Here is a 22,714-nt window from a genome sequence, read left to right on the forward strand (position 1 = left end):
CCGATCCCTGGAAGCGCGGTGATCTGTCCAAGTCCCATGACTACCGCGCGCGTCCAAACGGCTTCTATCCAGTTCATGACCCTCAGCAGGACGTCTGGTACGCTCCCAATCCCAAGCGGGTCTGGGCTTTCGCCTCCGAGCAATTTGTAAAGCCGGGCCAGAAGCTGCGGCGTGAGACGATGGAGCAACTGATCCGCGAGGGACGGGTGATCTTCCCAAAAAAGGACCGCACCGCCTGTTACGCCACACTGGAGGAATTGCGCGCGGCCATCTACGAGGGACAGGCCCCGCACTTTCTGCAACTGGGTCTGTACAACACCCGTGAGGAAGAAAACGCCTATCTATCGCAGTACGTCGGTAAACGCATCGGCTACGGCACGCCCGGCTACAAGCGCTTCCGCTCGCAGATTAGACGGGCCGGCAAGCCGATTTCGAGCTGGATCGTAGGCCTCAAAGAGGATGACGGGGCAGAGGACCGAACCGTTTTACACAGTGGCCTGAATGCTGAGGGAACCACCCTGCTGGGGCAGATGCTGCAATCGGCGGGCGTGGGCTTCAGCTACCCCAAACCATTGTCGCTGGTGCAAACGCTGATCGCACAGGCCACCGGCCCGGACGACACTGTGCTGGACTTTTTTGCGGGGAGCGGGACCACTGCACACGCTGTCCTGGCACTGAACGCTGCTGACGAAACCTCGAATCGCCGCTTCATTCTGGCGTCTTCTACCGAGGCCACGCCGCAGGAACCGCAGAAAAATCTGTGCCAGTCGGTGACGCGCGAGCGGGTCAGCCGGGCCATCCAGGGCTACGGCCACCGCACGCGCTCCGGCCCGGTGCAGGTGCCTGGGCTGGGCGGAGACTTCGCTTATCTGCGTGCCACCCAACTTCCAGCAGGGGAGACGGCCCATGAACAGGTCTGGTTCGCCCTGCAACTACGTCATCTTCAGGCGTTGGGTGAATATCGCCCGGACTGCGACTTCCAGCAGCACTGGGCCGATGAGCTGGTCCTGTTCTATCTGACCGCAAGCAGCCCTGAAGTGCTGGATGAGGTTCGGCGGCTGACTGAGGCGGCGGGGCGGCCCGTCATCGTCTATAGCTGGTCATCGGTAGCAGTGGACTTCGAGTTGGAGAACGTGACCGTCTGCGCCGTCCCAGCAGAGCTTCGTGAAGCGTTTGGAGGAAAATGCCCCTGACCGCTGCAGATGCCATTCCTCTACGCGATCTGGTATCCGAAACGATGGTTCAGACGGCTGCCATCACCTGCGCGCGGCTGCTGCCGCATGTGCGGGACCGCGCCGACTTGCATGGCCGCGATCCGCTGGAGAAGTACCACAACCTGCTGATGGGCGAGATCGCCGAACTGGCGGTGATCGCGTACCTGACCGCGCAGGGTAAATATGCCGTCTCAGCCGTGGATAAAGAAGCTGCGACGCCCGACGCGGGCCACGACATTCTCGTGCGCCGCAGGGACGGCACCCCGGCGAAATGCTCGGTGAAGTCCTCGCTGTCGTATAGGCATGGTATTGGGGCGATTCCGGGGCAGTTCCGGCCCGCTTTCAACCGCCGGGAGCCGCGCGACATCAATATTCAGGTGTATTTCCATTACCGGCTGGAGGGTGAACCGAGAACCACTGTGGCTGCCTCGACCCACGCCTACATCATCGGCTGGGCCTCCGAAAAGAAATTGCTGGATTCGGGATTTATCGTCTATAACGGTGAGAAACGGCGGGTGGCAGACCTGAAGCTGGCCGATCTGTCACCGCTGGCCGAACTGCTGCCGCTGCTGTCGTAAAGACTTTGCCGTGGCCAGCCCCACATCCTGGCCCGGCTTTTCGCCGTAGCCTGGGGGGCATGGACAGGCCGTTGGTGTGTGTAGGGGCGTTGGTGTCGGATGGGGACGGGCGCGTGTTGCTGGCCCGAACGACGAAATGGCGCGGGCTATGGGGCGTGCCGGGCGGCAAGGTGGACTGGGGCGAGACTCTGCTGGACGCCGTGGCCCGCGAGTTCCGCGAGGAAACCGGGTTACTGCTGCGCGATATCGAATATGCCCAGACTCAGGAGGCAGTCCTCTCACCGGAGTTCCACAAGCCCAGCCACATGCTGCTGTTCGATTATTTTGCCCGGACGGACAGCACTAAAGTTGCGCCCAACGAGGAAATCGAGGAATGGGCCTGGGTGACACTGGAGGAGGCTACCTCTTACCCGCTCAACACCTACACGCAGACGCTGGTGGCCCTGGCGCAGCGCCGGACAGGATGAAGGGGACGGCGCTGGTCACCGGCTCGGCCCACGGCATCGGGCGGGCGCTGGCGCTGGCTCTGGCGCGCGAGGGCTACCACGTCGCCGTGCATTACCGGGGCAGCGCGGATCAGGCTGAGGAAACCGCGCAACGGTGCGAGGAGGCCGGGGTGCAGGCCGTGACCTTGCAGGCCGACGTGGCCGATCCCGTCCAAGCCCGCGAACTGGTGCGCCGGGCGCACGCTGCCTTTGCCGGATCGCCGCTGGCCGTGCTGGTCAACAACGTGGGGAACTACGTGAACAAACCGCTGCTGGACACAAGTGACGCCGAGTGGGCCGAGATGCTGGGCAGCAACCTCACCTCCACCTTTGCCACCTGCCAGGAGGCCGCACCGCTGATGCGCTCTGCGGGATTCGGGCGCATCGTCAATCTGGGCTATGCGGGCGCACACAACCTGACGGCGCGCCCCGGCATCGTGCCGTACGTGATCGCCAAGACCGGGGTGCTGCAACTGTCGCGCTCGCTGGCGGCTGTACTTGCAGGCAGCGGCGTCAGCGTGAACGTGGTCAGCCCCGGCGTGATCGAGACCAGCGTGTCACAGCCCCTGCGCGAGATTCCTGCTGGGCGTGCGGGAACGGTGGCCGAACTGGTGGACGCCGCGCTGTATTTCGTGCGCGCCAGCGACTATGTGACCGGGCAGGAGCTGGAAGTGGCCGGAGGCTGGAATCTGTAAATGGCGGTGCCCGACAGAGAAGAGGCCGGGACAGTCGCTTCCGGCCTCTTCTCATTACTCTGTGTCGCGGTTGCCCTGGCTCAGCGCACCGTCACGGGCACATTCAGTGTGACCCGCACGCCGTCCGGTAGCGCCGTATCCGTGCTGGAGTACAGCACCTTGCCGTTTTTGTCGGCAATGGTGGCCCGCACCGCGTACTTGTGCGCGGCGTTCAGGCGAACTGGGTTGTAGACCATCTGGTACGGCGTAGACAGCCGGGTGGTGCTGAATTTAATATCCACCAGCGATTTGGCGGCGGTCAGGTCCACCAGACGGACCATGATCTGGCTGCCAGCGGGCAAGCGCAGGCCCTCGCTGGGGCCGATCACTCGTCCCCTGACCTCGCGGTAGCCTTTGGGGATGGACTCGCGGTTGTAGTCGTCCTGGTTGCTGGTGGCTGGCGCGGTGGCCGCAGGCTTGATCGGGGTCAGGGTCACGCCGCCGATCTGGGTCTGGGCCAGGGCAGAGGGAGCCAGCAACATGCCACAAAGGCTGAGGCTGAGGGAAAAGGAAACAGGGCGGCTCATATCTTCATGGTGGGGGCTGGGGCTGATTTCTTTGTGATCGGATGTTGATTTGATCTTCAGAACCCGGCACGGCATCGCCGAAAAAGGTGGCCTGAGGCTATGCCGGCACACTTAGGGGCGTTATGCCAAAGCCGCTATGTGATGCTACGTATTTAGTTGTGGACATAATTGACCGAGTCTGTCACAATGGCAGTTATGTCTCATTCTTTTTCCGTGGATCTCGGCGGACTCATTGATCTGCTGAGCGAACACCTGTACAGCGGTCCCGAGGTGTATGTCCGCGAATTGATGCAAAACGGCATCGACGCCATCCGCGCCCGTCAGCAGGGGTTCGGCGAGGCGTTCTCGCCCGCGCTGGGCTTTGAGATCAGCAATGAGACCCTTACCTTCACCGACAATGGCGTGGGCCTGACCCCGGACGATATTCACACCTTTCTGGCGACCATCGGGCGCAGTTCCAAGCGCGGCAACATCGAGCTGATCGGGCAATTTGGTATCGGCCTGCTGGCATGCTTTCTGGTCAGCGAGGAGATTGAGCTGGTCAGCCGCAGCGCTTCCGGCACGCCGCCCCTGCGCTGGCTGGGCCGCGCCGACGGTTCCTACACCCTGGAAGACGGCCCCGCCGATACGCCCATCGGCACCCGCGTCACGCTGAGCGCCCGTGAGGGCCGCGCCGAATACCTGCTGCCAGAGCGGGTCTCGGAGTGGGCAGGCGATTTTGGCGGGCTGCTGCCCTTCCCCGTGGCGGTGAATGGTGTGGCGGTCAACGGGAAGGGCGCACCCTGGCTGGACACGTCGCACGGTGAGGAAGCGAGGCGCGCGGCGGTGATGGCCTACGGCGCGGAGCTGCTGGGCGTGCCGCCGCTGGATTTCGTGGATATCGACACCGGGGCCGGACAGGTGCGCGGGGTGGCCTTCATCCTGCCCTGGACGCCCACGCTGGAGCGGCGCGGGCAGCACCGCGTCTACGTGCGGCACATGCTGCTCTCGGACAGGGAAGAGGAATTGACGCCGCGCTGGGCTTTCTTTATCCGGGCAGTGCTGGATGGCCAGGGGCTGCGGCCCAACGCCGCCCGCGACGCCCTGCGCGACGACGGCGATCTGTGGGCCGCCCGCGAGGAAATCGCCGGGCAACTCCGCGCTTACCTGGTGGAGCTGGCCGCGCGTGACCCCGCCGCGCTACGCCGTCTGATCGAGCTGCATTTTCTGAGCATCAAGGCGCTGGCCGCCGAGGACGACGCCTTCTTGCAGCTCTTCATGCCCTGGTTGCCCTTCGAGACCAGTGCGGGTTCGCTGGCCCTGCCCGAATACCTGGCGCTGGGCAGCCAGGAGCATCCCGAAATTCGCTTCTCGGGCGATCTGAACCTGTACCGTCAGGCCGCGCAACTGGCCCTGCCTGGGCAAACGCCGATTGTCCGGGCCATCTACACCTACGACTCTGCGCTGCTCTCGCGCTACGCCGCGCTGAATCCGGGTGTGCGCCTCACGCAACTCAGCCCCAATGATCTGGTGCAGGAATTCAGCGCCCTGACCCCGCAGGAACTGACCCAGACGGCCACGCTGCGCGAGGTGGCCCGCGACACGCTGCTGCCGCTGGACGCCGAGGCCCGCGTGAGCCGCTTTGACCCTGCCGAATTGCCCGCGCTGGCCTTCGCGCGCCCACACCGCGAACTGGCCCGCACCCGCGAGAAGATGGGCGGCGCGGGTGGTGGCCTGTGGGCGGACCTGCTGGGCGACCTGGGGGCCGGGGGTCAGGAGGCGGCGATTGAGGTGCATTTCAACATTGCCCACCCCCTGATCCAGCAGGCCGCGCGCCTCCCCGACGCTCCTCTGCTGCGGCGGGTGCTGGGCATGCTGTATGTCCAGGCGCTGCTCCTCGGCCAGCACCCTCTGACCACCCGCGAGCTGGCCCTGCTCAACGGCGGCCTCGCCGATCTGATTGGCGACGCCCTGGCCGGGGCCGGGCTGGGCGAGCGGGAAAGCGTCTCGCGCCTGAACTGAGCGGGCGGCATCTGAAAGCACTCAGGCTGGATAGAAGCGACTTGACCCTGCCTGCCCCTCCTTTCATCTCTCCACCTGTGGGATGGGTACAGCCCGGCACGAGAGGGACGCTGCGAAGGCGGCGGGGGTAAGGCGGCCACCGGGCAGGCCACTCCCGCAAACAACTTGCAAGTACCTCATTTTCATCTCAGCTTCCATCCCCACCAAAAGGAAACTTCCCATGTCCCAACAACTTCAAGACCTGTATGACCGGATCGACGATTTGCCCCGCTGCCCGGAGGAACTGGCGCTGATCGAGGAAGCGTCGCGCCTGACCGATCTGATGCAGGACGAGGCCGAGGGCTACCGCGTCCGCCGCATGCTGATGGACAGCGCCCATGCGGTGGGCCAGAGCGAGAAGATGCTAGTGGCGTTCGGCTGGTGCCGCGATTACGCGGACCGTCACCCGGAGGCGCTGGACGAGGGCGAGCAGCAGGATTTGCTGTGGCACCACCGCTGGGTGGTCAACGCCGGGCGCACCTTTCCGCAGATTCCCACACCGCGTCTGATGGCGCTGTACGAGGACTACGCCCGCCGGATGCGTGATCTGGGCCTCAGCAGGCACAACGAGGCCTTTGTGGGGTTGCTGTACGCCATGCACACAGGTGACGGCGCGGCAGCCAGCGGGCATTTTGAACGGCTGACCAGCACCGTGCGCGACGAGCTGAGCGCCTGCCCAGCCTGCGAAGCCGAGATCGAGGCCGATTACCATCTGTTCTGCGGTAATGACGAGGCCGCGCTGGGGCAGATTCAGCACATTCTGGACAGGCGCATGACCTGTGCCCATATCCCCACCGGCACCCACGCCCTGGCCCTGGCCCCGCTGATACGCCTGGGCCGCTGGGACGAGGCCGGGGAGCATGCCGCCCGCAACCGTCAGAGCGTATCGGGCGATCCCGATCACCTGTGGGCGCAGGCGCGGCACCTGGAATACCTGGCGCTGACCAGCCCTAACGCGGCCCTGAAGTGGTACGCCCACCACGTCGCCTGGGCCGAGCAGACACGGGAACTCGGTGCGGCCCAGACCTTCCACGCCGCTGCCGCCGTGCTGTTTACTGTCCTCTGGAACGGCGATCAGACAAAGACCTACGCCATCAGGCTCGCGCCCACTGTCTCAGGTTATGCCGAGGACGGACAGTACAGCGCCGGGGAGCGTATGAATCACCATCTTGGTGAGGCGCAGCGCCTTGCCAGTCTGTTCGATGCCCGCAACGGCACCGCGCAGCAGCGGCGGGAAGTGGACATGGTGCTGGCGCTGGCGCGGATTGCACCACCAGCAAAAGCGTGAGCCGCAGATTGCCATTCAGAAGAGTCGGCTTTTGGCCCAGATTAGTAGCCCAAACCTGTAACGCAGTCTTCAAGGAGGCCCCACCATGACCGACCCCTACGAACTTCTGGAGCAGCAAGAGGACATGGACTACGGCCCGGAGCGGGTGGCCGCCGCCGAGGAAGCGGTGCGCCTGGCTGACCTGAGCGGCGACGGGGAGGCCAGCTATGACGCCCGTATCGCCCTAATCGAGGCGGCCACCATGTCGGGGCAGGCTGAGAAGATGTTCCCGGCCTTCGCGTGGTGCCAGCATTACGCGGCGCAGCACCCGGACGAGGTGGACGACTTTACGCTGGCCTGGGATCACAAGTGGGTGCTGAGCGCGGCGCAGCAGTTCCCGCAGTTTCCGCTGGGCCGTGTCCATGAGCTGCACGCCAGCTACGCGCAGTACGCCCGCAAGTTGGGAGCCGGGGCCAGCAGCATCCCGTATATGCAGATGCAACTGGCGATGCACACGGGCGATCACGCGGCGGCGCAGCGGGCCTTTACCGTGTGGCAGTTTGCCAAGGACGACCTGCTGAGCGACTGCTCGGCCTGCGAGGCACAGACCCACGCGGAATATCACCTGTTCATGGGCGATGACGCGGCCTGTCTCAAGCAGGGCCAGGCCATCCTGAAGAAGAGAATGAGCTGCGCGGAAATCCCGCACCTGACGTACGGCACGCTGCTTCAGCCCCTGCTGCGTCAGGGTGAACATGAACTCGCTCTTGGGTATGCGGTCAAGGGCCGCAAGATGGTGGAGGGGAACCCGGATTTTCTTCGCACCCAGGCCGAACATCTGGAATTTCTGGCCCTCACGGACACGTCTGCCGGGCTGGACTGGTACGCCCGCCATCTGCCCTGGGCCGAGCAGAGCCGCGAGTGGCTTTCGCAGATGAACTACCAGGCGGCGTCTGCATTGCTGTTCAGCAAGCTGGAGGGTGAGACGGTCACGCTGGCGCTTCCGCCTGAAGCCGAGGGCTGGCAGCAGGGCGGCGAGTACTCGGTCTCTGAGCGGCTGTTGTTGCATCTGAGCAAAGCATGCTCCCTGGCGGCGCAGTTCGACGGGCGCAACGGCACGCCCTATTACACCCAGAAGCTGGCGCAAACGATGGGTGAAGGCGCTTGAATACGGGCGTGCCCACTCCTGTGCCGCTGCTGCATCACGCCGACGCTGCCGCGCACCTGAGCGGCGATCCCACCATGCAGGAGCTGATCGCCCGCAACGGCGAATTGCCTGTGGTGACGCCCACGCCCGATCCCTTCAGCACCCTGATCCGCAGCGTCAACGGCCAGCAACTCAGCGTGAAGGCCGCCGCCAGCATCCATGCCCGTCTGCTGGAACGTCTGGGCACGCTGGACGCTGGAACACTGCTGCAAACCCCCGGCGACGATCTGCGCGCGGCGGGCCTGTCGTGGGCCAAGGTGCGAACCGTAACAGCGATTGCCGAGGCCGCCCAGACGGGCACGGTGGATTTCGCCCACATCGCCACGCTGCCCGACGAGGAAGTTATTGCCGCCCTGGTTCCGCTACCCGGCATTGGCCGCTGGACCGCTGAGATGTTTCTGATGTTCGCCCTGGCCCGCCCCGACGTGTTCAGCATCGGCGATCTGGCGCTGCGGCAGGGGCTGGCGCGGCTGTACCCGAATGCGCCAGCCGACGAGGTGCTGGCCGGGTGGACGCCGTACCGCACGCTGGCTGCCCGTTACCTATGGGCCGACAGCCACCGGGTCAAGGCGGGTGGGGAACCGATTGGCTGACACGAGGCGGCTCAGTCTTTAGAGCTTTCCTGTTCCTGCCACTGGGCATACGTCATCCGCCCAATCTCAAACACGTCGCGTGTGCGCGTGTAGCCGCCGCGTCCGCCCATGCGTCCGATCAGGTCCAGCGCTGCCGTATCCACATACTGCTGTGCCTCGTCCAGCACGGCGTCGGCGCGTAGGCTCAGGCCGATGACCTGGCCCAGCACGATGCGGGTGTTACCGATCTGTATCGTCTGGACTTCCAGGCATTCCAGCGTGACGGGGCTGGCCTGCACACGAGGGACCGCGATTTTGACGCCGGGTTCCATCTGGATGTCCAGCTTCGTCGTCTCGGCCACGCCGTGCGGGAAATCGGTGGCCGTGTCACTCATGACCTGCGCCAGGGCCGCGCTGACCAGATTCACGCTGAACTCGCCGCCGGGCTTGATGTTCAGCGCCGTGTCCTTGGGCGTGCCGTCTGCGCGGTTGCCAGGGGCGAAGGCCACGATGGGCGGATCGGACCCCATCAGGCCGAAGAAGCTGTAGGGGGCCAGATTGGGTGTGCCGTCCGCACCCAGTGTGCAGACCCACGCGATGGGCCGGGGAACGACGGTGGCCGTCAGCAGCTTGTAGCGGGCGGAGTTGGGGAGTTCGGTCAGGTCAAAATGTTTGAAACCAGTGGGCAGGGCCATTGCCCCACCCTAGCGGGCGCTAGCATGGCAGGCCATGAGCGCCGATACACAGACCTCCTACCGCGACGCCTATGCCCGCCTGTCGCGGATTGCCGCCGAGCTGGAAACGGGCGAGGCCGATCTGGACCGCGTGCTGCCGCTGCTGGAGGAGGCCCGCGAAGCCTACGCGCAGTGCCGGGAACGCATTGAAGCGGTGCGGGCCGTGCTGGCAGGTGATTGGGCGGATGGGGGAGAGCCGGAAGAAGACGAGGAGTAGACTTTCACCGCGCACTTTTCCCCCCGCCCAACACGTCTAAACTAGGCCCCGATGCTGCCCACCCGTTCCCCGTTCGCCCGCCTGGAGGGGTTTCTGCGCGACACCCTGGGCGGCGGCGCGACGCGGCTGCACGAGGAAGAGGCCGCCCCCGCCCGCACCGTGGGAGTGGACGAACTGGGCTGGTCTGCAGGCGTGGCGCGCGGCTTCGGCTTTGGTCAGGTCTACGCGCATCAGGCCGAGACGTACAAATTGATGCGCGAGGGCAAGCACGTCATCGTGACCACCCCAACGGCCAGCGGCAAGACCGGGGCCTTCTTTCCGGCGGTGTTTGATCGGCTGGAACGCGATCCACAAGCCACAGCCCTCTTCGTTTACCCACTCGTGGCGCTGGGCCAGGACCAGCGTGACAAGCTGCTGGCCTTCAAGGAAAAGGGCGGCTTCGGCTGGGATATCGGCGCGTTTCAGAGCAGCGCACAGGCCGCCGATGCCTTCGCGGATGGTGTCCGAATGGTCACTGCCACCCCGGACAAGCTGCACTGGTCCCTCACCCATCCGCGCGTGCGAGAGTTTCTCAAAAACCTATCCTTTATCGTGCTGGACGAGGCCCACACCTACCGGGGCGGCTTCGGTTCGGAGGTGGCCGGGATGCTGCGCCGCCTGCTGGAGCTGTCGCGGGCGCTGGGGGCCGATCCCCAGGTGGTGCTGAGTACCGCCACCATCGGCAACCCCGCCGAATTTGCCCGCGAACTGATCGGCGTGGACGCGGTAGAGGTCAGCGAATCGGGCGCGGCCAAGCCCGGCAAACGCTTTTATCTGGCGGATCACAGAGGGCAGCCTCGCCGTTTCTGGAATGCCGTGATGGAGGCGTCTCAGCGCTATGACCTGAAGGTGCTGGCCTTTTTCCGGGGCCGCAGTCGGGCCGCGCGGCTATACGGGACGTACCGAACGCAGCCCGCTTACGCTCGTCACGCCCACCTGTACATGGCCGGAACCAGTGACCGCGAGGGCCGCCTGACCGAGTTCCGCCGCACGAACAGTGGCGTGATGTTCGCCACCAACGCGCTGGAAGCCGGGGTAGACATCGGAGACTTGGAGGTGGTGATCATCGACGGCTATCCAGGTTCTCGCATGGCCTTCCGGCAGATGGCGGGCCGCGCCGGGCGAATCGCGCCGGGGCTGGTGCTGTATCTGCCCGCGCTGAACGAGCAGGGCGTGCCGCAGCCCGCAGACGCCTTTTACAGCAACTCTGGTAACTTTCTGGAATTGTTGACTGGCCCGATTGAAAAGGCGGTGGTGGAGTCGGCCAATCCGTATCTGTCACCCCGGCACCGCGCCCGCCAGAACGAGGAATATGGCGCGGCGGGGTTGCCGGGGCCGCATCTGGCCGCCGTGGAAACGCAGAAATACTGGAACCTGCGCGGCGAGGGCAGCCTGAAATACGCCGTGGTGGAGGCTGCCGACTGGGAAAAGTTGGGCGTGAAGGCGCTGGACGCCCCGCTGGAATCGCCCAGCCAGCATTACGCCCTGACCGAGAAGCACGAGGGCGCGGTGTTCACGCTGGACGGCCAGGGGTACAAGGTGCTGCGCTGGGAAAAACACCCCGTCGGAACCGCGATTGTGGTGGAGCGGTTCAGTGCCGAGAACCTATTCACGCGCGGGTTGTACAGCATTGAGGTCACGCCGGGCCAGATGACACCGTGGCAGCGGCGTGGGCCTCTGGCGTACCGGCACGGCGAGGTCAGCATCCGCCGCCGCTATACCGGGTATCAGATGCTGCGGCAGGTCTTCGAGCGCGTCTGCGTGGGCTGTGACCGCGATCCTGGCCCCGCCGAACGCACCTGCGTCCGCTGCGGGGGCCGCATTCAGGATCGGATGCAGGACCACAAGCTGTCCGAACACTTGTACGACGCGCCCACCGAGTTGCCACCCTTCCGCACCAGCGCGCTGGAAATCGGCCTTGACGCGCGCGCCACCGAGCGTCCCAGCGCGGTGGCCCATACCCTCAAGCACCTGTTACAAAAAGTCACGCCGGAGCGGGTGGCCTGCGATGAGAACGATCTGGCCGGAGCCTTCCGGGGCGGCCATGACGCCTACTTCTTTCTCTACGACGACTGGCTGGGTGGCCTGGGCGTCTCGCGCCGCGCCTACGAGCAACTAGACGATCTGCTGGTTCGTGCGCTGGCCCTGTGTTCTAAAACATGTTGCAAGAACGCGGAAGGCTGTTACGAGTGTATCGCCGTGTCGCGCTGCTACTCGCCGTATCTGCCCAGTGGAGAGCGACGCCCCACTGACAAGCACGCCACAAAGTTGTTTCTGGAGAACTTGCTGGGCGTGCAGCCTACACCGGAAGCAGAAGCCGCCACCCCCGAACCCGTTCCCGAACTGGCCCCGTCATGGCCCCTGCAAGCACGCGAGTTGCTGGACTTGCACGGCTTGTCTCTGCCCGAAGTCAGCGCCCGCCTAGGTATTCCCAGCCGCGAACTCCAGCGAGCGGTCAGCAGTACCCAGCCGCTGAGGTTGCATCACGCCAAGTTCGGCGATGGCGTGTTCATGGGCGGCTTCCATCAGGGCGAAAAGCGTGAGGTGCTGGTCTATTTCCCCGGCGTGGGGCAGAAGCGGTTGCTGCTGAAGTTTGCGGGGCTGAGCGTGATTGAGCGGGGGCCGGGAGTGGGGGCGGGGTAGTTTGCCGAGTTACTTTCCGCTGACAGCTATTTGATTCACTTCCATCCCCGCCAGCAGCCCTGCCGCCTGCACCAGAACCTCCGGCGGTTGCACCAGAGCAAAGCGCACAAAGCCCTCGCCGCGCGATCCGAAGGCACGTCCGGGGCTGACCACCACGCCGGATTCCTCGGCGGCACGCACGGCGTAGGCCACGCTGTCGGTCAGGCCCGGCACCCGCGCCCAGGCATACATGCTGGCCTGGGGCCACTGAACTTCCCAGCCCAGAGCGCGTAAGGCGGGAACCAGAGCGTCACGGCGGGCCTGGAAGATGGCGGCTCCGGTGCGGCCCACTTCATCCGGCAAGCCCAGGGCGAGGGCAGCGGCACGCTGAATCCCCAGGTAGGGGTGAAAGTCCACCGCGCCCTTGACGCGGGCCAGCGCGGCAATTGCTCCGGCGTCCCCGGCGGCGAAGCCCACCCGGAAGCCGCCCATATGGTGCGTCTTGCTTAGCGAATGCAGTTCCACCACGCCGTCCAATCCCGCTTCCAGGGCGCTGGGGGCGCGGTAATCGTCGTAAGTCAATTCAGCGTAGGGATGATCGTGAATCAGCAGGGTGCCGCGCGCCCGGCACCACGCAGCGGTCTCGGCAAAAAAGGCCGTATCTGCCACGGCTGAAGTCGGGTTGTTGGGATAATTCAGTAGCAGGGCGCGGGGCCGCAGATCGGCTGGAAGGGCATCCAGATCGGGGAGGAAACCGCGCTCGGGGAGCAGTGGCAGCGGCACGGTTTTCAATCCAGCCACCGCCGCCGCGCCCAGATACGGGGGATAGCCTGGATCGGGCAGCAGCAGCGTGTCACCGGGATCGGTCACGGCCAGCAGCAGGTGGGCCAGCCCTTCCTGCGCGCCGATCAGGGCCAGCACCTCGGTTTCGGGATTGACCCTGACTCCGAAGCGGCGCAGCAGATAGGCGGCGGCAGCCTCGCGCAGCGGCGCGGTGTCGCTGAACAGCGGGTAACGGTAGGTCAGCGGATCGCGGGTGGCCTCGCGCAATGCTTCCAGGACCACTTCGGGGGGCGACTGATCGCTGCTGCCGATGCTCAGGTCAACCACATTCAATCCACGCGTCCGCGCCCGGCTTTTCGCCGCGTCCATCAAAGCAAACACACTGCCTGGCACATCGGCGGCCCGTGATGACATCCACATGGGGGTAGGCTAGAGCATCCGGGCCATCAAGGTCAGGGCAACAGTATCGGCGGGCAGACAGTTCAGCCTGCCTCTAAAGAACGTCCTGCCCCGTCCTCACGCACTCCAGCCTGCCCAGCCGCTAGCGTGCAGCCATGCAAATTAGCCGCACGATGAGCCTGGACCCCATTCTGGAGCGCATGGGCCGCGAGGCCACCAGCCTGCGCGAGGCCGAGGCTATGCGCGAGGTTCTCTCTGAGCATTACGCGGGTCAGGACGTGACCGCCATCAACGAGAAAGACTGGCTGGAAGCGGTGGGCCGGATGGAGCTGATCAAGCAGACGGGCAACGCAGGTATGGAATAGGGGGGGAGTGCCTGCTCAGCCCTCGCGTTCAATCAGCGTTCCCTGCGTATCAATCGGAAAGTCCATGACCCGCCCGTCCAGGCCGTTTTTGTGCATCACGCTAGTTAAGTAGGTGTGCAGCGGCGCGGTGCTTTCGCGGGTGTCGTGAAAGCACAGCACGGTTGGCCCAGCGCCGGACAGCGCCGCCCCGAGTGCGCCGTGTCGCCACGCATCCTCCAGAATGTCGCTCAGCCCCGGCACCAGCGGCGCGCGCCAGATCTGGTGGATGTAGTCCTGCATGGCGTGCCGCAGCAGGTCCAGACGCCCCTGAGACAGTGCGGCGGCCAGCAGCGCAGAGTGAGACAGCGCGTGGACGGCATCAGCGCGGCTGTACTCGCGGGGCAGCACGGCGCGGGCCTTGCTGGTACTCAGCTCAAAATCGGGGATCAGCACCGTTACGCCCAGATTCGCGGGGGGGTCCAGCCGCACGTAATGCGTGCCCAGTTTGTCCAATGTCGCCACCACGATGCCGCCGAACAGCGCCGGGGCCACGTTGTCGGGGTGGCCTTCCTCGCGGGCGGCCACGTCCAGCACGGCGTCGGTGTCCAGCGGGCGGCCCAGCAGCTCGTTGGCGGCCACGATCCCGGCCACCAGGGCGGCGGCGCTGCTGCCCAGGCCGCGTGCCAGCGGGACTTCCGTGGTGATTTCCACGCGGGCAGGCGGCAGGGTCAGTCCTGTGCGCTTGGCCACCAGCAACATCGCCCGGTACACGTAATTGCTCTCGTCGGCGGGCGTGCCTTCCAGCTCTGGGCCGTGCGGGACCACCTCGGTTACGTCGCCCGGCGTCACCTTCACGGTGGTATACAGCGGCACGCTCAGGCCCAGGCTGTCGAAACCCGGTCCCAGGTTGGCGCTGCTGGCCGGGGCGCGCACGGTAAAGGCGGTCATGATGGACGGTCAGGGCTGAGGGGTGCGGGCATAGCGGTGGGGGCCTCCAGAAAAAGTCGCGGGGCCACGCTGGGCCGGGCGGATGTGTGCGCCCATGCTAGCCGTCCCCGGCAGACAGGTGGACGCAGAGGTAAGACAAATGCCTGTGCCCCTCCTATACGACACACTGAGCGGGACTCGCAGGGCTGCACCACAGAGGGGTGACGTTCTCATGGGGGCTTGTTGACGGGTCCGGGCAGCTCACGGCAAGAGGGTGGCTGGCAGACCACCGATTGCCGACAGGACAAACCGCCGCTGGTTTTTTTCGACAGCGCTTGGCATCAAAGCAGGACGGTCTTGACCCCCGTAGCCGATCCCCTGAAACGTCAAGGCAACATCAGAAATGAGCGGCGCATGACTGATATCTGAGAAGACAGCTTAAGCGGACTTGAATAGTCAGGCGTTTCACCTTTTCGGCACCTTCAGAATGTATGACCAGATTCAATTGGGCTTTCCATACAGTTTCATGCTTCAGCCACAACGAGCGTTTCACGTTGGAAATCTAACGACTTTAACAGGAGGTCACGAACATGGGTTGGATCATCACTATTCTGGTAGGTGCGCTCTGCGGTTGGCTGGCAAGCATGATCATGAACACCAACGCGCAACAGGGCGCAATCGCCAATATCCTGATCGGGATCGTCGGCGCAGTGCTGGCCCAGTGGATCTTCGCTGGCCTGCTGAACATCGGCGGCGCAAATGCGGCGGGCGGCGGCTTTAGCTTCTGGAGCATTATCTGGGGCGTGGTCGGCAGCGTTATTCTGATCGCCATCCTCAAGGCCGTCAAGGTTCTGCGCTAAGCCTTCACTCCAATTGACCGGACATCCAAGTGGTGTCCGGTTTTTTTATGCCTCCATCTCCTCAATTCAAAAAAGCTTTCGCAGATCATTCCCATCGGTTCTTAAAGGGGACACCTGCCTTCCGTAGAAATGTCAGAATTAGTACGGACAGGGAGGATCATCATGCTTCATGAACAGATCTGTACCACTCAGGCCGCCGCCATCCCACCGCCGCGCTATCTGTTGCGCTCGCTGGGAAACGCCGATGTGATCGTGGACGGCGTGAGCGTGGTGTGGCCTGCCCGCAGCGCCGAGGAATTGCTGTGGTATCTGCATGCCTATCCGCAGGGGCGCTACCGCCACGACATCCTGGCCGAACTGTGGGATCTGGAGGACACCCCCGCCGCCGCCAACCGCTTCCGGGTGGCGCTGCATCGCCTGCGCACCGCGCTGGGCCGCCCCGACGCCGTGGTGGACGAGCGGGGCCGTTACACCCTGCACGCGGAGTTGATGGCTGCCAGCGATACCCATGCCCTGCATCACGCGCTGGAGGCCTCCAGAACCAGCGCCGAGCCGCGCCAGCAGGAGGAATTGCTTCGGCAGGCCCTGGCCAGTGCCGACGGCGAATACCTGCCGCATCTTCAGGGCGAGTGGGTGGAAGCCGCCCGCAGCCAGCACCGCGCCGCTGTCGTGGAGGGCCACCTGACCCTTTCGATGCTGCACTGCGCCGCGCGTGAATGTCCGCTGGCCGCCCTCTCGCTGGTCCGCGCTGCCGAGACGGACCCGCTGATCGGTGAGGACCACCACCAGCGTCTGATGGTCTGCCTGACCATGAACCGGGATAAATACGCCGGCATCGAGCATTACCGCCGTTACCGCCACTATCTGGCCGAGGAAGTCGGCGACACCCCCATGCAGGACACTGTGGATCTGGCCGAACGGCTGAAAGCTGGTGAGCGTCCCTGCGATCACGGGCCGTACCTGCTGACCGGGAAATAGTTCTAAATTTTCCATTGCCGGGCGCTGCTAAACTCATGGGTACATGTCAGGCGTTCAGGAAAGGATTCGGGAGGCGGTAGAGGCCATCCAAGGCTGGTTGGCGGACGCCACCAAGCCTGGCGAGGCCGTGGTACGTCAGGCCATCGTCTTGCGTCTGCTCCATGCTGCCGGATTCGACATCTGGAACCCGGCGGAAGTGGTGCCGGAGGAAACCAACGGTAACGGCAATCGTTCGGATTTCCTGATCCGTGCAGGTAAGGGAAAGTTTGCACTGGAGTTGAAGGGTGCGGGCATCTCACTGAAAGGCAAGCCCTATGAGCAAGTGGTGACTTACGCTGCTGGCGAGGGAACTCGCTGGGCGATGCTGACCAACGGCAGGGTTTGGGTGGTATTAGACCGGATGCATAATCCAGGCGGCACATTTGAGGATCATGAGGTGCTGAAACTGGAACTGGATCAAAAATGGCAGACTTTCGCCGATGATCTGGTTGCGCTGCTGGACGCAGAGATGTGGCGTGCAGATGCTTTCGCTGAGGCCGTTCAGGGCATTAAAAACCGTCAGCAGCAACGGCTGGACGAGGCGCGCATTCTGAAGGAGAAAACGCCGCTGATTCAGATCTTTCAAAAAGAACACGATATGGGTTCGTTTGAGAGTGCCGTCAAATTTGCCAAACAACTTGGCCTCATTACAGAGACTGAGCGGGACGTGCTGCTGGGGATTGCCGTGCAGAAAGCGGAGTCAACAAACTCTTGCAAGCTGCTCAAGCCCCAGCCATTACAGAAAGCTCAGCCATCAGCTACTGATGCCGGAGAAATCCACTTCACCTACTGCCTTCTTGGGGCCGAAGCCCACGCTGTCTATAAGCCCGCCGATGGAAGTTGGACTGTTAAGGCGGGAAGTACGGCTCTAAACCGCGTGCTGGGCGAAAACGGAACTAATGCGAAGGGCATTCAAGGCCGCAGGCAAAGCAGCCTGGAGGCTGGACAACTCGTTGAGAAAAACGCTGAACTGCTGGAATACGTGAAGGATGTGGTTTATGGGAGTGCCAGCATTTCAGCCGTGGATATTGCCGGAGCTTCTCGTAATGGTTGGGACTGCTGGAAAGACGCCCAGGGCCGCCCAGCCCAGGATTACCGTCCCAAACCCGTTTAAGCCTCCCGCACCCGCCTCGAAACTGTGCCCGTAAACAGCGCCAGCACATCGCCCTCCTCGCCTCGCCGCACCTCCACGCGGTAGGTGGCCAGGGTGCGGCCCACGCGCTCCGGGGTGGCGACGGCCACCAGTTCGTCGCCCACTTTCGCGGCGCGGAAAAAGCTCAGGTGGGTGTCCACCGCTACCGCCTGCGCCTCCAGATTGCTGATCACCGCGAACGCCTCGTCCGCCAGACTGAAGATCAGGCCGCCGTGCGCGGTACCGTGCATGTTCAGGCCCGCAGCAGTCACAGATGCGCGCACGCGGGTGCGCTGTGGCGTGGCCTCCAGCACGCTCAGTCCCAGCAGATCGGCGTAGTTCATATGGGTTGGCTCATGCAGGCAGGCTAGAGCATGGCGCGTTACCCTGGGCGGCATGAAACGGCCTCTGAAATTCCTGCTGGCGCTGCTGCCCTTTTTACTGGTGTCGGGCGCGGCGCGTCCTCTCAAGCGCACAGGGGTTGACCGTGCGGAGTAAAACAGACGTGCTGATCGTCGGTGCGGGGCTGGCGGGGCTGGCGCTGGCCCACGAGTTGCAGGGCCGGGGCCTGGGCGTGCGGGTGCTGGACAAGTCGCGCGGGGTGTCGGGCCGCGCAGCCACCCGCCGGACCTCGTCGCCCGAGGCCCAGTTTTCAGAGGCCCGGCTGGACCACGGCGCACGCTATTTCACCGCCCGTCATCCCCGCGCCGTGGCCCTGGCTGAGGGCGGCGTGGAGGCAGGCTGGAACCGTGTCTGGGCGCGGGGCTTCGCAGCCTGGGAGGATGGCCAGACCACGCCCCCGCCGCAGGACGGCCACCCCCGCTACGCCCCGCCTGCTGGAATGAGTACGCTGGGTCGGGAGCTGGCGCGCGGGCTGGACGTGCAGACCGGGCTGGAGGTCAGCAGTCTGGAACGCCTGCCCGGCGGCTGGCGCGTGCATTCACGCGACGGCGTAGCAGGGGAGGCCGCGCGGCTGGTGCTGAACCTGCCTGCCCCGCAGGTGCTGGCGTTGCTGGAACCGCTGCTGCTGGGCGGCGCGGACGATCTGGAGGAATTGAAGACGGCTGCCGAGAAGATGCGCCGCGTGGCCTACGCCCCATGCTGGGTGGCAGGGATGGTGCTGGAGCAGGAGACTAAAGCCGACTGGCCTGCCCTGAGTCTCAAAAACCATCCTGTACTGGAGTGGATCGCCCGCGAAGACACCAAGCGTGCCGCAGGCCACCCGCCCGCGCTGATGCTGCAAGCTTCGGCGGCGTGGTCCCGCGCCAATCTGGAACGCCGTCCCGAAGAAGTCCTGCCCGAACTGCTGGCAGCGGCGGCGGACGTGCTGGGCGAGGAAATCAAGATGGCCCATGCCTTTGCCCACCGCTGGCGCTACGCCACCCCCGAACGCCGTGCCTCTGGTCCCTGCTTCTGGGACGCCCCACATGGCCTGGGTCTGTGCGGTGACGGCTTCACCCCCGACGATCACGGCCCGCGCGTGGAAGCGGCATTGCTGAGCGGCTGGGCACTGGCGGCGCGCATGAACGGCGATGCTTAAACCGTTTCGTTCCATGCTGTATGTACCGGGCGACAAACCCCGCGCCATCGAAAAAGCCCGCACCCTGGCCGCCGACGCCGTGATTCTGGATCTGGAAGACGCCGTGGCCCCAGAACACAAGGCCGAGGCCCATGCGAACGTGCGTGCGGCCTTGCTGGCGGGCGGCTGGCGTGTTCCCGTGCTGGTGCGGGTCAACGGCCTGGGAACCCAGTGGGAACATGAGGACCGTGAAATGGCGCTGCTGTCGGGCGCGTCTGGTCTGGTGCTGCCCAAGGTGGAGGACGCCCGCGCCGCGCAAGAACTGTCACTGGGCAGGCCGCTGTGGGCCATGATCGAGACCCCACTGGGCGTGCTGAACGCCCCGGCCATCGCCGCCGTGCCGGGGGTGGCGGGCCTGCTGGTGGGCGCAAACGATCTGGCCCGCGCGTTGCGAACTGGCCCACACCCGGAGCGTTTGCCCCTGCTGCACGCCCTCTCGGCGGTGGTGCTGGCGGCCCGCGCCCACGGCAAACTGCCGCTGGACGCCGTCTTCAACGATGTGCGTGACCCGGCGGGTTTTGCCCGCGAATGCGAACAGGGCCGCGCGCTGGGCTTCGCTGGAAAAACCGTGATCCATCCGGACCAGATTGCCCCCGCCAATGCCGCTTATGGCGTCACCGACGAGCAGGCGCAGCAGGCCCGCGCGTTGCTGGACGCCTGGGAAGAGGGACGGACTGCTGGCAAAAGCGTCGTGACTTACGACGGCTCACTTGTTGAGCAGATGCACGCCGATGAGGCCAGAGAGATTCTGGCGCTGTGGGCAGGCAACCAGGACAGCGCATCAGGAACGGGTCATTGACCGTTCAGACCACCAGCACTGACAATTCCAGACATATTTGAACTGCGTCCAACACCACCAAGCCTGTCCGCAGGAGGCGTAGGCTAGTTCTATGAAGCGTCTGACCTTCGCCCCGCGTGAACCCGTCAACGCCCTGACCCACTGGGGCGGCGCGCTGGCCGCGTTGATCGTGCTGGGGCCGCTGCTGTGGTGGGCACACTCGCGCGGGCTGGCGCTGTGGCCCTTCGTGGTGTTCGGGGTCAGCATGGTGGCGCTGTACTCGGCCAGTGCCAGTTACCACTCCTTTGGCCGCAGCGAACGCAGCATGCTGTGGCTGAGAAAGCTGGACCACGCGGGCATCTTTTTGCTGATCGCGGGCAGTTACACGCCGCTGGCGTATTTCGGGCTGCATGGCGTGTGGCAAAGCGTGGTGCTGTGGGTGGTCTGGGGCATTGCCCTGACCGGTATTGCGCTGAAGCTGGTCACCATGCGCCTGCCGCGCTGGGTCAGCACGATGCTGTACCTGGTCATGGGCTGGCTGGCCGTGATCTTCCTGCCGCAACTGGTCCACAATCTGCCCCCCCCCGCGATCTTCTGGCTGGCGACTGGAGGCGTCCTCTATACGCTGGGCGCGCTGGTCTACGGGACCAAGCTGATCAAGCCGCGCGAGAAGGGCTTTATGCGGTACTGGGGCTTCCACGAGGTCTGGCACCTGTTCGTGCTGGGCGGCACCACAGCGCATGTGGCGATGATGTTCAGCCTGCGGTAAGCGTGAATTCCCCGCCAAGTTCTCTCCTGAGTGAGAGGGCTTTTTGCTGAAATCGAACCAGCAGAGGGGTCAGGCGTGGGGGCATCCCCCTAATCTCCCCACCTCCAACGCAACCCGCCTCACATCCCCCCGCTCCTGCCCCTGTTAACCTGTTTTGTTCGAGTGGGGCCGCCCTTTGTCGTGTCGAAACAGGTGTCCCTCAGCAGCAGGCCAGCTTTTATACAGGCCAGAGGGGTGATTTTCTTTGACCATACCAGTGACCGCACAAGCGAAACAACCCATGCCAGACGTTTTTCCCGCGCCTATCAAGTCCGTCGAGGCAGGCAGCGCCGCCGCAAAGGCAGGCGTGCGCCCCGGTGACGTGCTGATGCGCGTGAATGGCGAGGCCGTGACCGACGTGCTGGCCTACCGCCACCTGCTTTCACAGGGGAAAGCGACGCTGGAAATTGCCCGCCCCAAAGAAGCTCCACGCGCCATGACTGGTGTTGCCAGCACCACGCAGGACCACCACCGCCTGCAACTGAGCGCGCCGCCCAGCCTGGAAGACACCTTCACCTTCGACGTGGAATGGGAAGACCCCGGCCTGGAATTTGAAGAAGTCCTGTTTGACGGCATTCACCTGTGCGCCAACAAGTGCGATTTCTGTTACGTGCATCAGATGCCGCGCGGCTTTCGCAAGAGCCTGTACATCATGGACGACGACTACCGTCTGTCGTTCCTGTACGGCTCGTTCGTCACGCTGACCAACCTGTCCGAGGGCGACATTAACCGGATTCTGGATGAAAACCTCTCGCCGCTGTACGTGTCGGTCCACACCGCCAATCAGGACCTGCGCAAGGACATGATGAAGTGGTGGAAGCTGAAGGTGAAAGACGAGAAGGCCGTGCAGATTCGCGGCATGATCGAGCGTCTGGAAAGCATCGACCTGTACACCCAGATCGTGCTGGTGCCGGAGCGCAACGACGGCGAGAATCTGGACGACACCGTGGACTACCTGAGCAGCCGCCCCAACGTGATCAGCGCGGCGGTGGTGCCCATCGGTCTGACCTCGCACCGGACCAACCTGCCAGACGTTCGGACCTTTAATAAGGAAGAGGCCCGCGACAGCCTGCGCCGCCTGAACATCTGGCGCAAGAAATTCCTGACCGAGCGCGGCACCCGCTTTGTGTTCCCCTCCGACGAGCTATATCTGCTGGCCGGGGAGCCGTTGCCCAGCGAGGAAGAATACGAGGGCTTCCCCATGCTGGAAAACGGCGTGGGCATGATCCGCGACTTTCTGACCGAGGCACTGCCCGAACTCCCCGCCGCCCTGCCCGAACCGCGCCGGGTGATTCTGGCAACGGGAACGCTGTTTGCCGAGTCGCTGGACCTCGCTGTGGAACCTTTGCGGGCCATTGAGGGGCTGACGCTGGAAGTCCGCTCCATCACCAACAAGACCTTTGGCCCGGCCACCACCGTGGCGGGTCTGCTGACCGGGCGCTGTTTCCGGCACGCCATCAAAACCGGCGAGGCGGACCTGCTGATCGTTCCGCCCACCACCCTGCGTTACGGCACCGAGCTGATGCTGGACGACGTGAGCCTGGGCGAATTGCGCCAGGAATTCCGTATGGACGTGCGCGCGGGCGGCGCGACGCTGGGCGAACTGGCCCGCGTGATCCTGGACGGCGCGCAGAGCAGCGGCCACCAGTGGGGCATGAGCGCCCATGCCGTCAAGGACAGCGGCCACACCCCGCTGGAAATCGAAGTGGCCGAGCGGGGAATGCGGGGACAGGCGTAAGGGCTGTCAAACCGTTTATAAGGTCTAACCGTCCAACCGCTGGCGCAGGGCATTCATCCGCTCTGTTCTGGCGGTTAGACCATTTGTGTCAATCCTCCTGCCCTGTGCTGACG

General features: G+C 64.6%; 23 protein-coding genes (1 of these 23 only partly in view). 18 read left to right on the plus strand and 5 right to left on the minus strand.

All coding sequences use genetic code 11. The annotated features are described in order from the left end of the window. The 4 genes in view from DAAJ005_RS03045 to tmpR are tightly spaced (at most 59 nt apart) and all read left to right on the plus strand, a layout consistent with a single transcriptional unit that may run on beyond the window. Positions 1–1,193 carry the 3' portion of a site-specific DNA-methyltransferase gene (locus tag DAAJ005_RS03045; RefSeq protein ID WP_192930836.1) on the plus strand. The gene continues 649 nt to the left of window position 1, outside the view, so only the last 1,193 of its 1,842 coding nucleotides appear in the window; its start codon lies off the left edge, out of view; its stop codon occupies positions 1,191–1,193. Then, complete coding sequence (locus tag DAAJ005_RS03050; RefSeq protein ID WP_151845825.1) at positions 1,184–1,792, plus strand: hypothetical protein; 609 nt, start codon at positions 1,184–1,186, stop codon at positions 1,790–1,792. The genes DAAJ005_RS03045 and DAAJ005_RS03050 overlap by 10 nt, the downstream gene beginning before the upstream one ends. 59 nt (positions 1,793–1,851) lie before the next feature. Then, positions 1,852–2,259 (plus strand): NUDIX domain-containing protein, encoded by a 408-nt coding sequence (locus tag DAAJ005_RS03055; protein ID WP_151845826.1) that lies wholly within the window; start codon positions 1,852–1,854, stop codon positions 2,257–2,259. Then, entirely contained in the window at positions 2,256–2,972 is a 717-nt protein-coding gene (gene tmpR / locus DAAJ005_RS03060) for a bifunctional dihydropteridine reductase/dihydrofolate reductase TmpR (protein WP_151845827.1), read from the plus strand. The genes DAAJ005_RS03055 and tmpR overlap by 4 nt, the downstream gene beginning before the upstream one ends. 80 nt (positions 2,973–3,052) lie before the next feature. Here tmpR and DAAJ005_RS03065 read toward each other — a convergent pair whose 3' ends face one another. Beyond that, positions 3,053–3,493: a YbaY family lipoprotein gene (locus tag DAAJ005_RS03065; RefSeq protein WP_192930837.1), complete on the minus strand. Its 441-nt coding sequence runs from the start codon at positions 3,491–3,493 to the stop codon at positions 3,053–3,055. A 240-nt stretch (positions 3,494–3,733) separates the two neighbouring features. Between DAAJ005_RS03065 and DAAJ005_RS03070 the strand changes: the two genes are divergently transcribed. The 4 genes from DAAJ005_RS03070 to DAAJ005_RS03085 all read left to right on the plus strand — a co-directional run bounded on the left by DAAJ005_RS03070 (position 3,734) and on the right by DAAJ005_RS03085 (position 8,645). Beyond that, the gene (locus DAAJ005_RS03070; RefSeq protein WP_192930838.1) at positions 3,734–5,539 is read left to right on the plus strand and encodes an HSP90 family protein; all 1,806 of its coding nucleotides are present in this window, start codon (positions 3,734–3,736) and stop codon (positions 5,537–5,539) included. A gap of 220 nt (positions 5,540–5,759) precedes the next feature. Then, positions 5,760–6,866: a hypothetical protein gene (locus DAAJ005_RS03075; RefSeq protein WP_151845830.1), complete on the plus strand. Its 1,107-nt coding sequence runs from the start codon at positions 5,760–5,762 to the stop codon at positions 6,864–6,866. Positions 6,867–6,951: 85 nt separating this feature from the next. Next, positions 6,952–8,013 (plus strand): hypothetical protein, encoded by a 1,062-nt coding sequence (locus DAAJ005_RS03080; protein ID WP_151845831.1) that lies wholly within the window; start codon positions 6,952–6,954, stop codon positions 8,011–8,013. Positions 8,014–8,021: 8 nt separating this feature from the next. Next, a complete protein-coding gene (locus DAAJ005_RS03085) occupies positions 8,022–8,645 on the plus strand; it encodes a DNA-3-methyladenine glycosylase (RefSeq protein WP_370519753.1) in 624 nt (207 codons plus the stop codon). Between the two features lie 11 nt (positions 8,646–8,656). On the opposite strand, the gene DAAJ005_RS03090 is transcribed toward DAAJ005_RS03085, so the two are convergent. Beyond that, positions 8,657–9,319, minus strand: a complete 663-nt coding sequence (locus DAAJ005_RS03090; RefSeq protein WP_151845832.1) for a flavin reductase family protein — start codon at positions 9,317–9,319, stop codon at positions 8,657–8,659. Positions 9,320–9,353: 34 nt separating this feature from the next. Between DAAJ005_RS03090 and xseB the strand changes: the two genes are divergently transcribed. Then, positions 9,354–9,575 carry an exodeoxyribonuclease VII small subunit gene (gene xseB / locus DAAJ005_RS03095; protein WP_151845833.1) on the plus strand — a complete coding sequence of 74 codons (222 nt, stop codon included), beginning with the start codon at positions 9,354–9,356 and terminating at the stop codon, positions 9,573–9,575. Between the two features lie 51 nt (positions 9,576–9,626). Then, positions 9,627–12,257 (plus strand): DEAD/DEAH box helicase, encoded by a 2,631-nt coding sequence (locus DAAJ005_RS03100; RefSeq protein ID WP_151845834.1) that lies wholly within the window; start codon positions 9,627–9,629, stop codon positions 12,255–12,257. A gap of 9 nt (positions 12,258–12,266) precedes the next feature. On the opposite strand, the gene DAAJ005_RS03105 is transcribed toward DAAJ005_RS03100, so the two are convergent. Continuing rightward, positions 12,267–13,439: an aminotransferase class I/II-fold pyridoxal phosphate-dependent enzyme gene (locus DAAJ005_RS03105; protein ID WP_151845835.1), complete on the minus strand. Its 1,173-nt coding sequence runs from the start codon at positions 13,437–13,439 to the stop codon at positions 12,267–12,269. 134 nt (positions 13,440–13,573) lie between these two features. Here DAAJ005_RS03105 and DAAJ005_RS03110 point away from each other — a divergent pair, with 134 nt between their 5' ends. Next, positions 13,574–13,783 (plus strand): hypothetical protein, encoded by a 210-nt coding sequence (locus DAAJ005_RS03110; protein WP_151845836.1) that lies wholly within the window; start codon positions 13,574–13,576, stop codon positions 13,781–13,783. 15 nt (positions 13,784–13,798) lie between these two features. On the opposite strand, the gene thrB is transcribed toward DAAJ005_RS03110, so the two are convergent. Next, on the minus strand, positions 13,799–14,710 hold the full coding sequence (gene thrB / locus DAAJ005_RS03115) for a homoserine kinase (RefSeq protein WP_151845837.1): 912 nt from the start codon (positions 14,708–14,710) through the stop codon (positions 13,799–13,801). Positions 14,711–15,279: 569 nt separating this feature from the next. On the opposite strand from thrB, the gene DAAJ005_RS03120 reads away from it, so the two are divergent. From DAAJ005_RS03120 to DAAJ005_RS03130, 3 genes are all read left to right on the plus strand, one after another. Further along, complete coding sequence (locus tag DAAJ005_RS03120; protein WP_151845838.1) at positions 15,280–15,549, plus strand: GlsB/YeaQ/YmgE family stress response membrane protein; 270 nt, start codon at positions 15,280–15,282, stop codon at positions 15,547–15,549. A gap of 162 nt (positions 15,550–15,711) precedes the next feature. After that, positions 15,712–16,527 (plus strand): BTAD domain-containing putative transcriptional regulator, encoded by an 816-nt coding sequence (locus DAAJ005_RS03125; protein WP_151845839.1) that lies wholly within the window; start codon positions 15,712–15,714, stop codon positions 16,525–16,527. A 43-nt stretch (positions 16,528–16,570) separates the two neighbouring features. Beyond that, positions 16,571–17,680, plus strand: a complete 1,110-nt coding sequence (locus DAAJ005_RS03130; RefSeq protein ID WP_151845840.1) for a DUF4357 domain-containing protein — start codon at positions 16,571–16,573, stop codon at positions 17,678–17,680. Here the strand turns inward: DAAJ005_RS03130 and paaI are convergent. Then, complete coding sequence (paaI, locus tag DAAJ005_RS03135) at positions 17,677–18,042, minus strand: hydroxyphenylacetyl-CoA thioesterase PaaI (RefSeq protein WP_192930839.1); 366 nt, start codon at positions 18,040–18,042, stop codon at positions 17,677–17,679. The genes DAAJ005_RS03130 and paaI overlap by 4 nt on opposite strands. Before the next feature lie 143 nt (positions 18,043–18,185). Between paaI and DAAJ005_RS03140 the strand changes: the two genes are divergently transcribed. From DAAJ005_RS03140 to DAAJ005_RS03155, 4 genes are all read left to right on the plus strand, one after another. Further along, on the plus strand, positions 18,186–19,238 hold the full coding sequence (locus DAAJ005_RS03140) for an NAD(P)/FAD-dependent oxidoreductase (protein WP_226342542.1): 1,053 nt from the start codon (positions 18,186–18,188) through the stop codon (positions 19,236–19,238). Further along, positions 19,231–20,076 (plus strand): CoA ester lyase, encoded by an 846-nt coding sequence (locus DAAJ005_RS03145; RefSeq protein WP_151845843.1) that lies wholly within the window; start codon positions 19,231–19,233, stop codon positions 20,074–20,076. Before DAAJ005_RS03140 ends, DAAJ005_RS03145 begins: the two co-directional genes overlap by 8 nt. Before the next feature lie 91 nt (positions 20,077–20,167). Then, positions 20,168–20,824: a hemolysin III family protein gene (locus tag DAAJ005_RS03150; protein WP_151845844.1), complete on the plus strand. Its 657-nt coding sequence runs from the start codon at positions 20,168–20,170 to the stop codon at positions 20,822–20,824. 280 nt (positions 20,825–21,104) lie between these two features. Continuing rightward, positions 21,105–22,601, plus strand: a complete 1,497-nt coding sequence (locus DAAJ005_RS03155) for a DUF512 domain-containing protein (RefSeq protein WP_151845845.1) — start codon at positions 21,105–21,107, stop codon at positions 22,599–22,601. Positions 22,602–22,714 lie beyond the last annotated feature (113 nt).

The organism is Deinococcus sp. AJ005, from assembly GCF_009017495.1.
In the GTDB taxonomy this organism is placed as follows: domain Bacteria; phylum Deinococcota; class Deinococci; order Deinococcales; family Deinococcaceae; genus Deinococcus.

Excerpts from the sequence above, each read along its gene's own strand:
- DAAJ005_RS03050 (WP_151845825.1), top strand. The coding sequence starts at position 1,184 with ATGCCCCTGACCGCTGCAGATGCCATTCCTCTACGCGATCTGGTATCC.
- DAAJ005_RS03055 (WP_151845826.1), top strand. The coding sequence starts at position 1,852 with ATGGACAGGCCGTTGGTGTGTGTAGGGGCGTTGGTGTCGGATGGGGAC.
- tmpR (WP_151845827.1), top strand. The coding sequence starts at position 2,256 with ATGAAGGGGACGGCGCTGGTCACCGGCTCGGCCCACGGCATCGGGCGG.
- DAAJ005_RS03065 (WP_192930837.1), bottom strand. The coding sequence starts at position 3,493 with ATGTTGCTGGCTCCCTCTGCCCTGGCCCAGACCCAGATCGGCGGCGTG.
- DAAJ005_RS03070 (WP_192930838.1), top strand. The coding sequence starts at position 3,734 with ATGTCTCATTCTTTTTCCGTGGATCTCGGCGGACTCATTGATCTGCTG.
- DAAJ005_RS03075 (WP_151845830.1), top strand. The coding sequence starts at position 5,760 with ATGTCCCAACAACTTCAAGACCTGTATGACCGGATCGACGATTTGCCC.
- DAAJ005_RS03080 (WP_151845831.1), top strand. The coding sequence starts at position 6,952 with ATGACCGACCCCTACGAACTTCTGGAGCAGCAAGAGGACATGGACTAC.
- DAAJ005_RS03090 (WP_151845832.1), bottom strand. The coding sequence starts at position 9,319 with ATGGCCCTGCCCACTGGTTTCAAACATTTTGACCTGACCGAACTCCCC.
- xseB (WP_151845833.1), top strand. The coding sequence starts at position 9,354 with ATGAGCGCCGATACACAGACCTCCTACCGCGACGCCTATGCCCGCCTG.
- DAAJ005_RS03100 (WP_151845834.1), top strand. The coding sequence starts at position 9,627 with ATGCTGCCCACCCGTTCCCCGTTCGCCCGCCTGGAGGGGTTTCTGCGC.
- DAAJ005_RS03105 (WP_151845835.1), bottom strand. The coding sequence starts at position 13,439 with ATGTGGATGTCATCACGGGCCGCCGATGTGCCAGGCAGTGTGTTTGCT.
- DAAJ005_RS03110 (WP_151845836.1), top strand. The coding sequence starts at position 13,574 with ATGCAAATTAGCCGCACGATGAGCCTGGACCCCATTCTGGAGCGCATG.
- thrB (WP_151845837.1), bottom strand. The coding sequence starts at position 14,710 with ATGACCGCCTTTACCGTGCGCGCCCCGGCCAGCAGCGCCAACCTGGGA.
- DAAJ005_RS03120 (WP_151845838.1), top strand. The coding sequence starts at position 15,280 with ATGGGTTGGATCATCACTATTCTGGTAGGTGCGCTCTGCGGTTGGCTG.
- DAAJ005_RS03125 (WP_151845839.1), top strand. The coding sequence starts at position 15,712 with ATGCTTCATGAACAGATCTGTACCACTCAGGCCGCCGCCATCCCACCG.
- DAAJ005_RS03130 (WP_151845840.1), top strand. The coding sequence starts at position 16,571 with ATGTCAGGCGTTCAGGAAAGGATTCGGGAGGCGGTAGAGGCCATCCAA.
- paaI (WP_192930839.1), bottom strand. The coding sequence starts at position 18,042 with ATGAACTACGCCGATCTGCTGGGACTGAGCGTGCTGGAGGCCACGCCA.
- DAAJ005_RS03145 (WP_151845843.1), top strand. The coding sequence starts at position 19,231 with ATGCTTAAACCGTTTCGTTCCATGCTGTATGTACCGGGCGACAAACCC.
- DAAJ005_RS03150 (WP_151845844.1), top strand. The coding sequence starts at position 20,168 with ATGAAGCGTCTGACCTTCGCCCCGCGTGAACCCGTCAACGCCCTGACC.
- DAAJ005_RS03155 (WP_151845845.1), top strand. The coding sequence starts at position 21,105 with ATGCCAGACGTTTTTCCCGCGCCTATCAAGTCCGTCGAGGCAGGCAGC.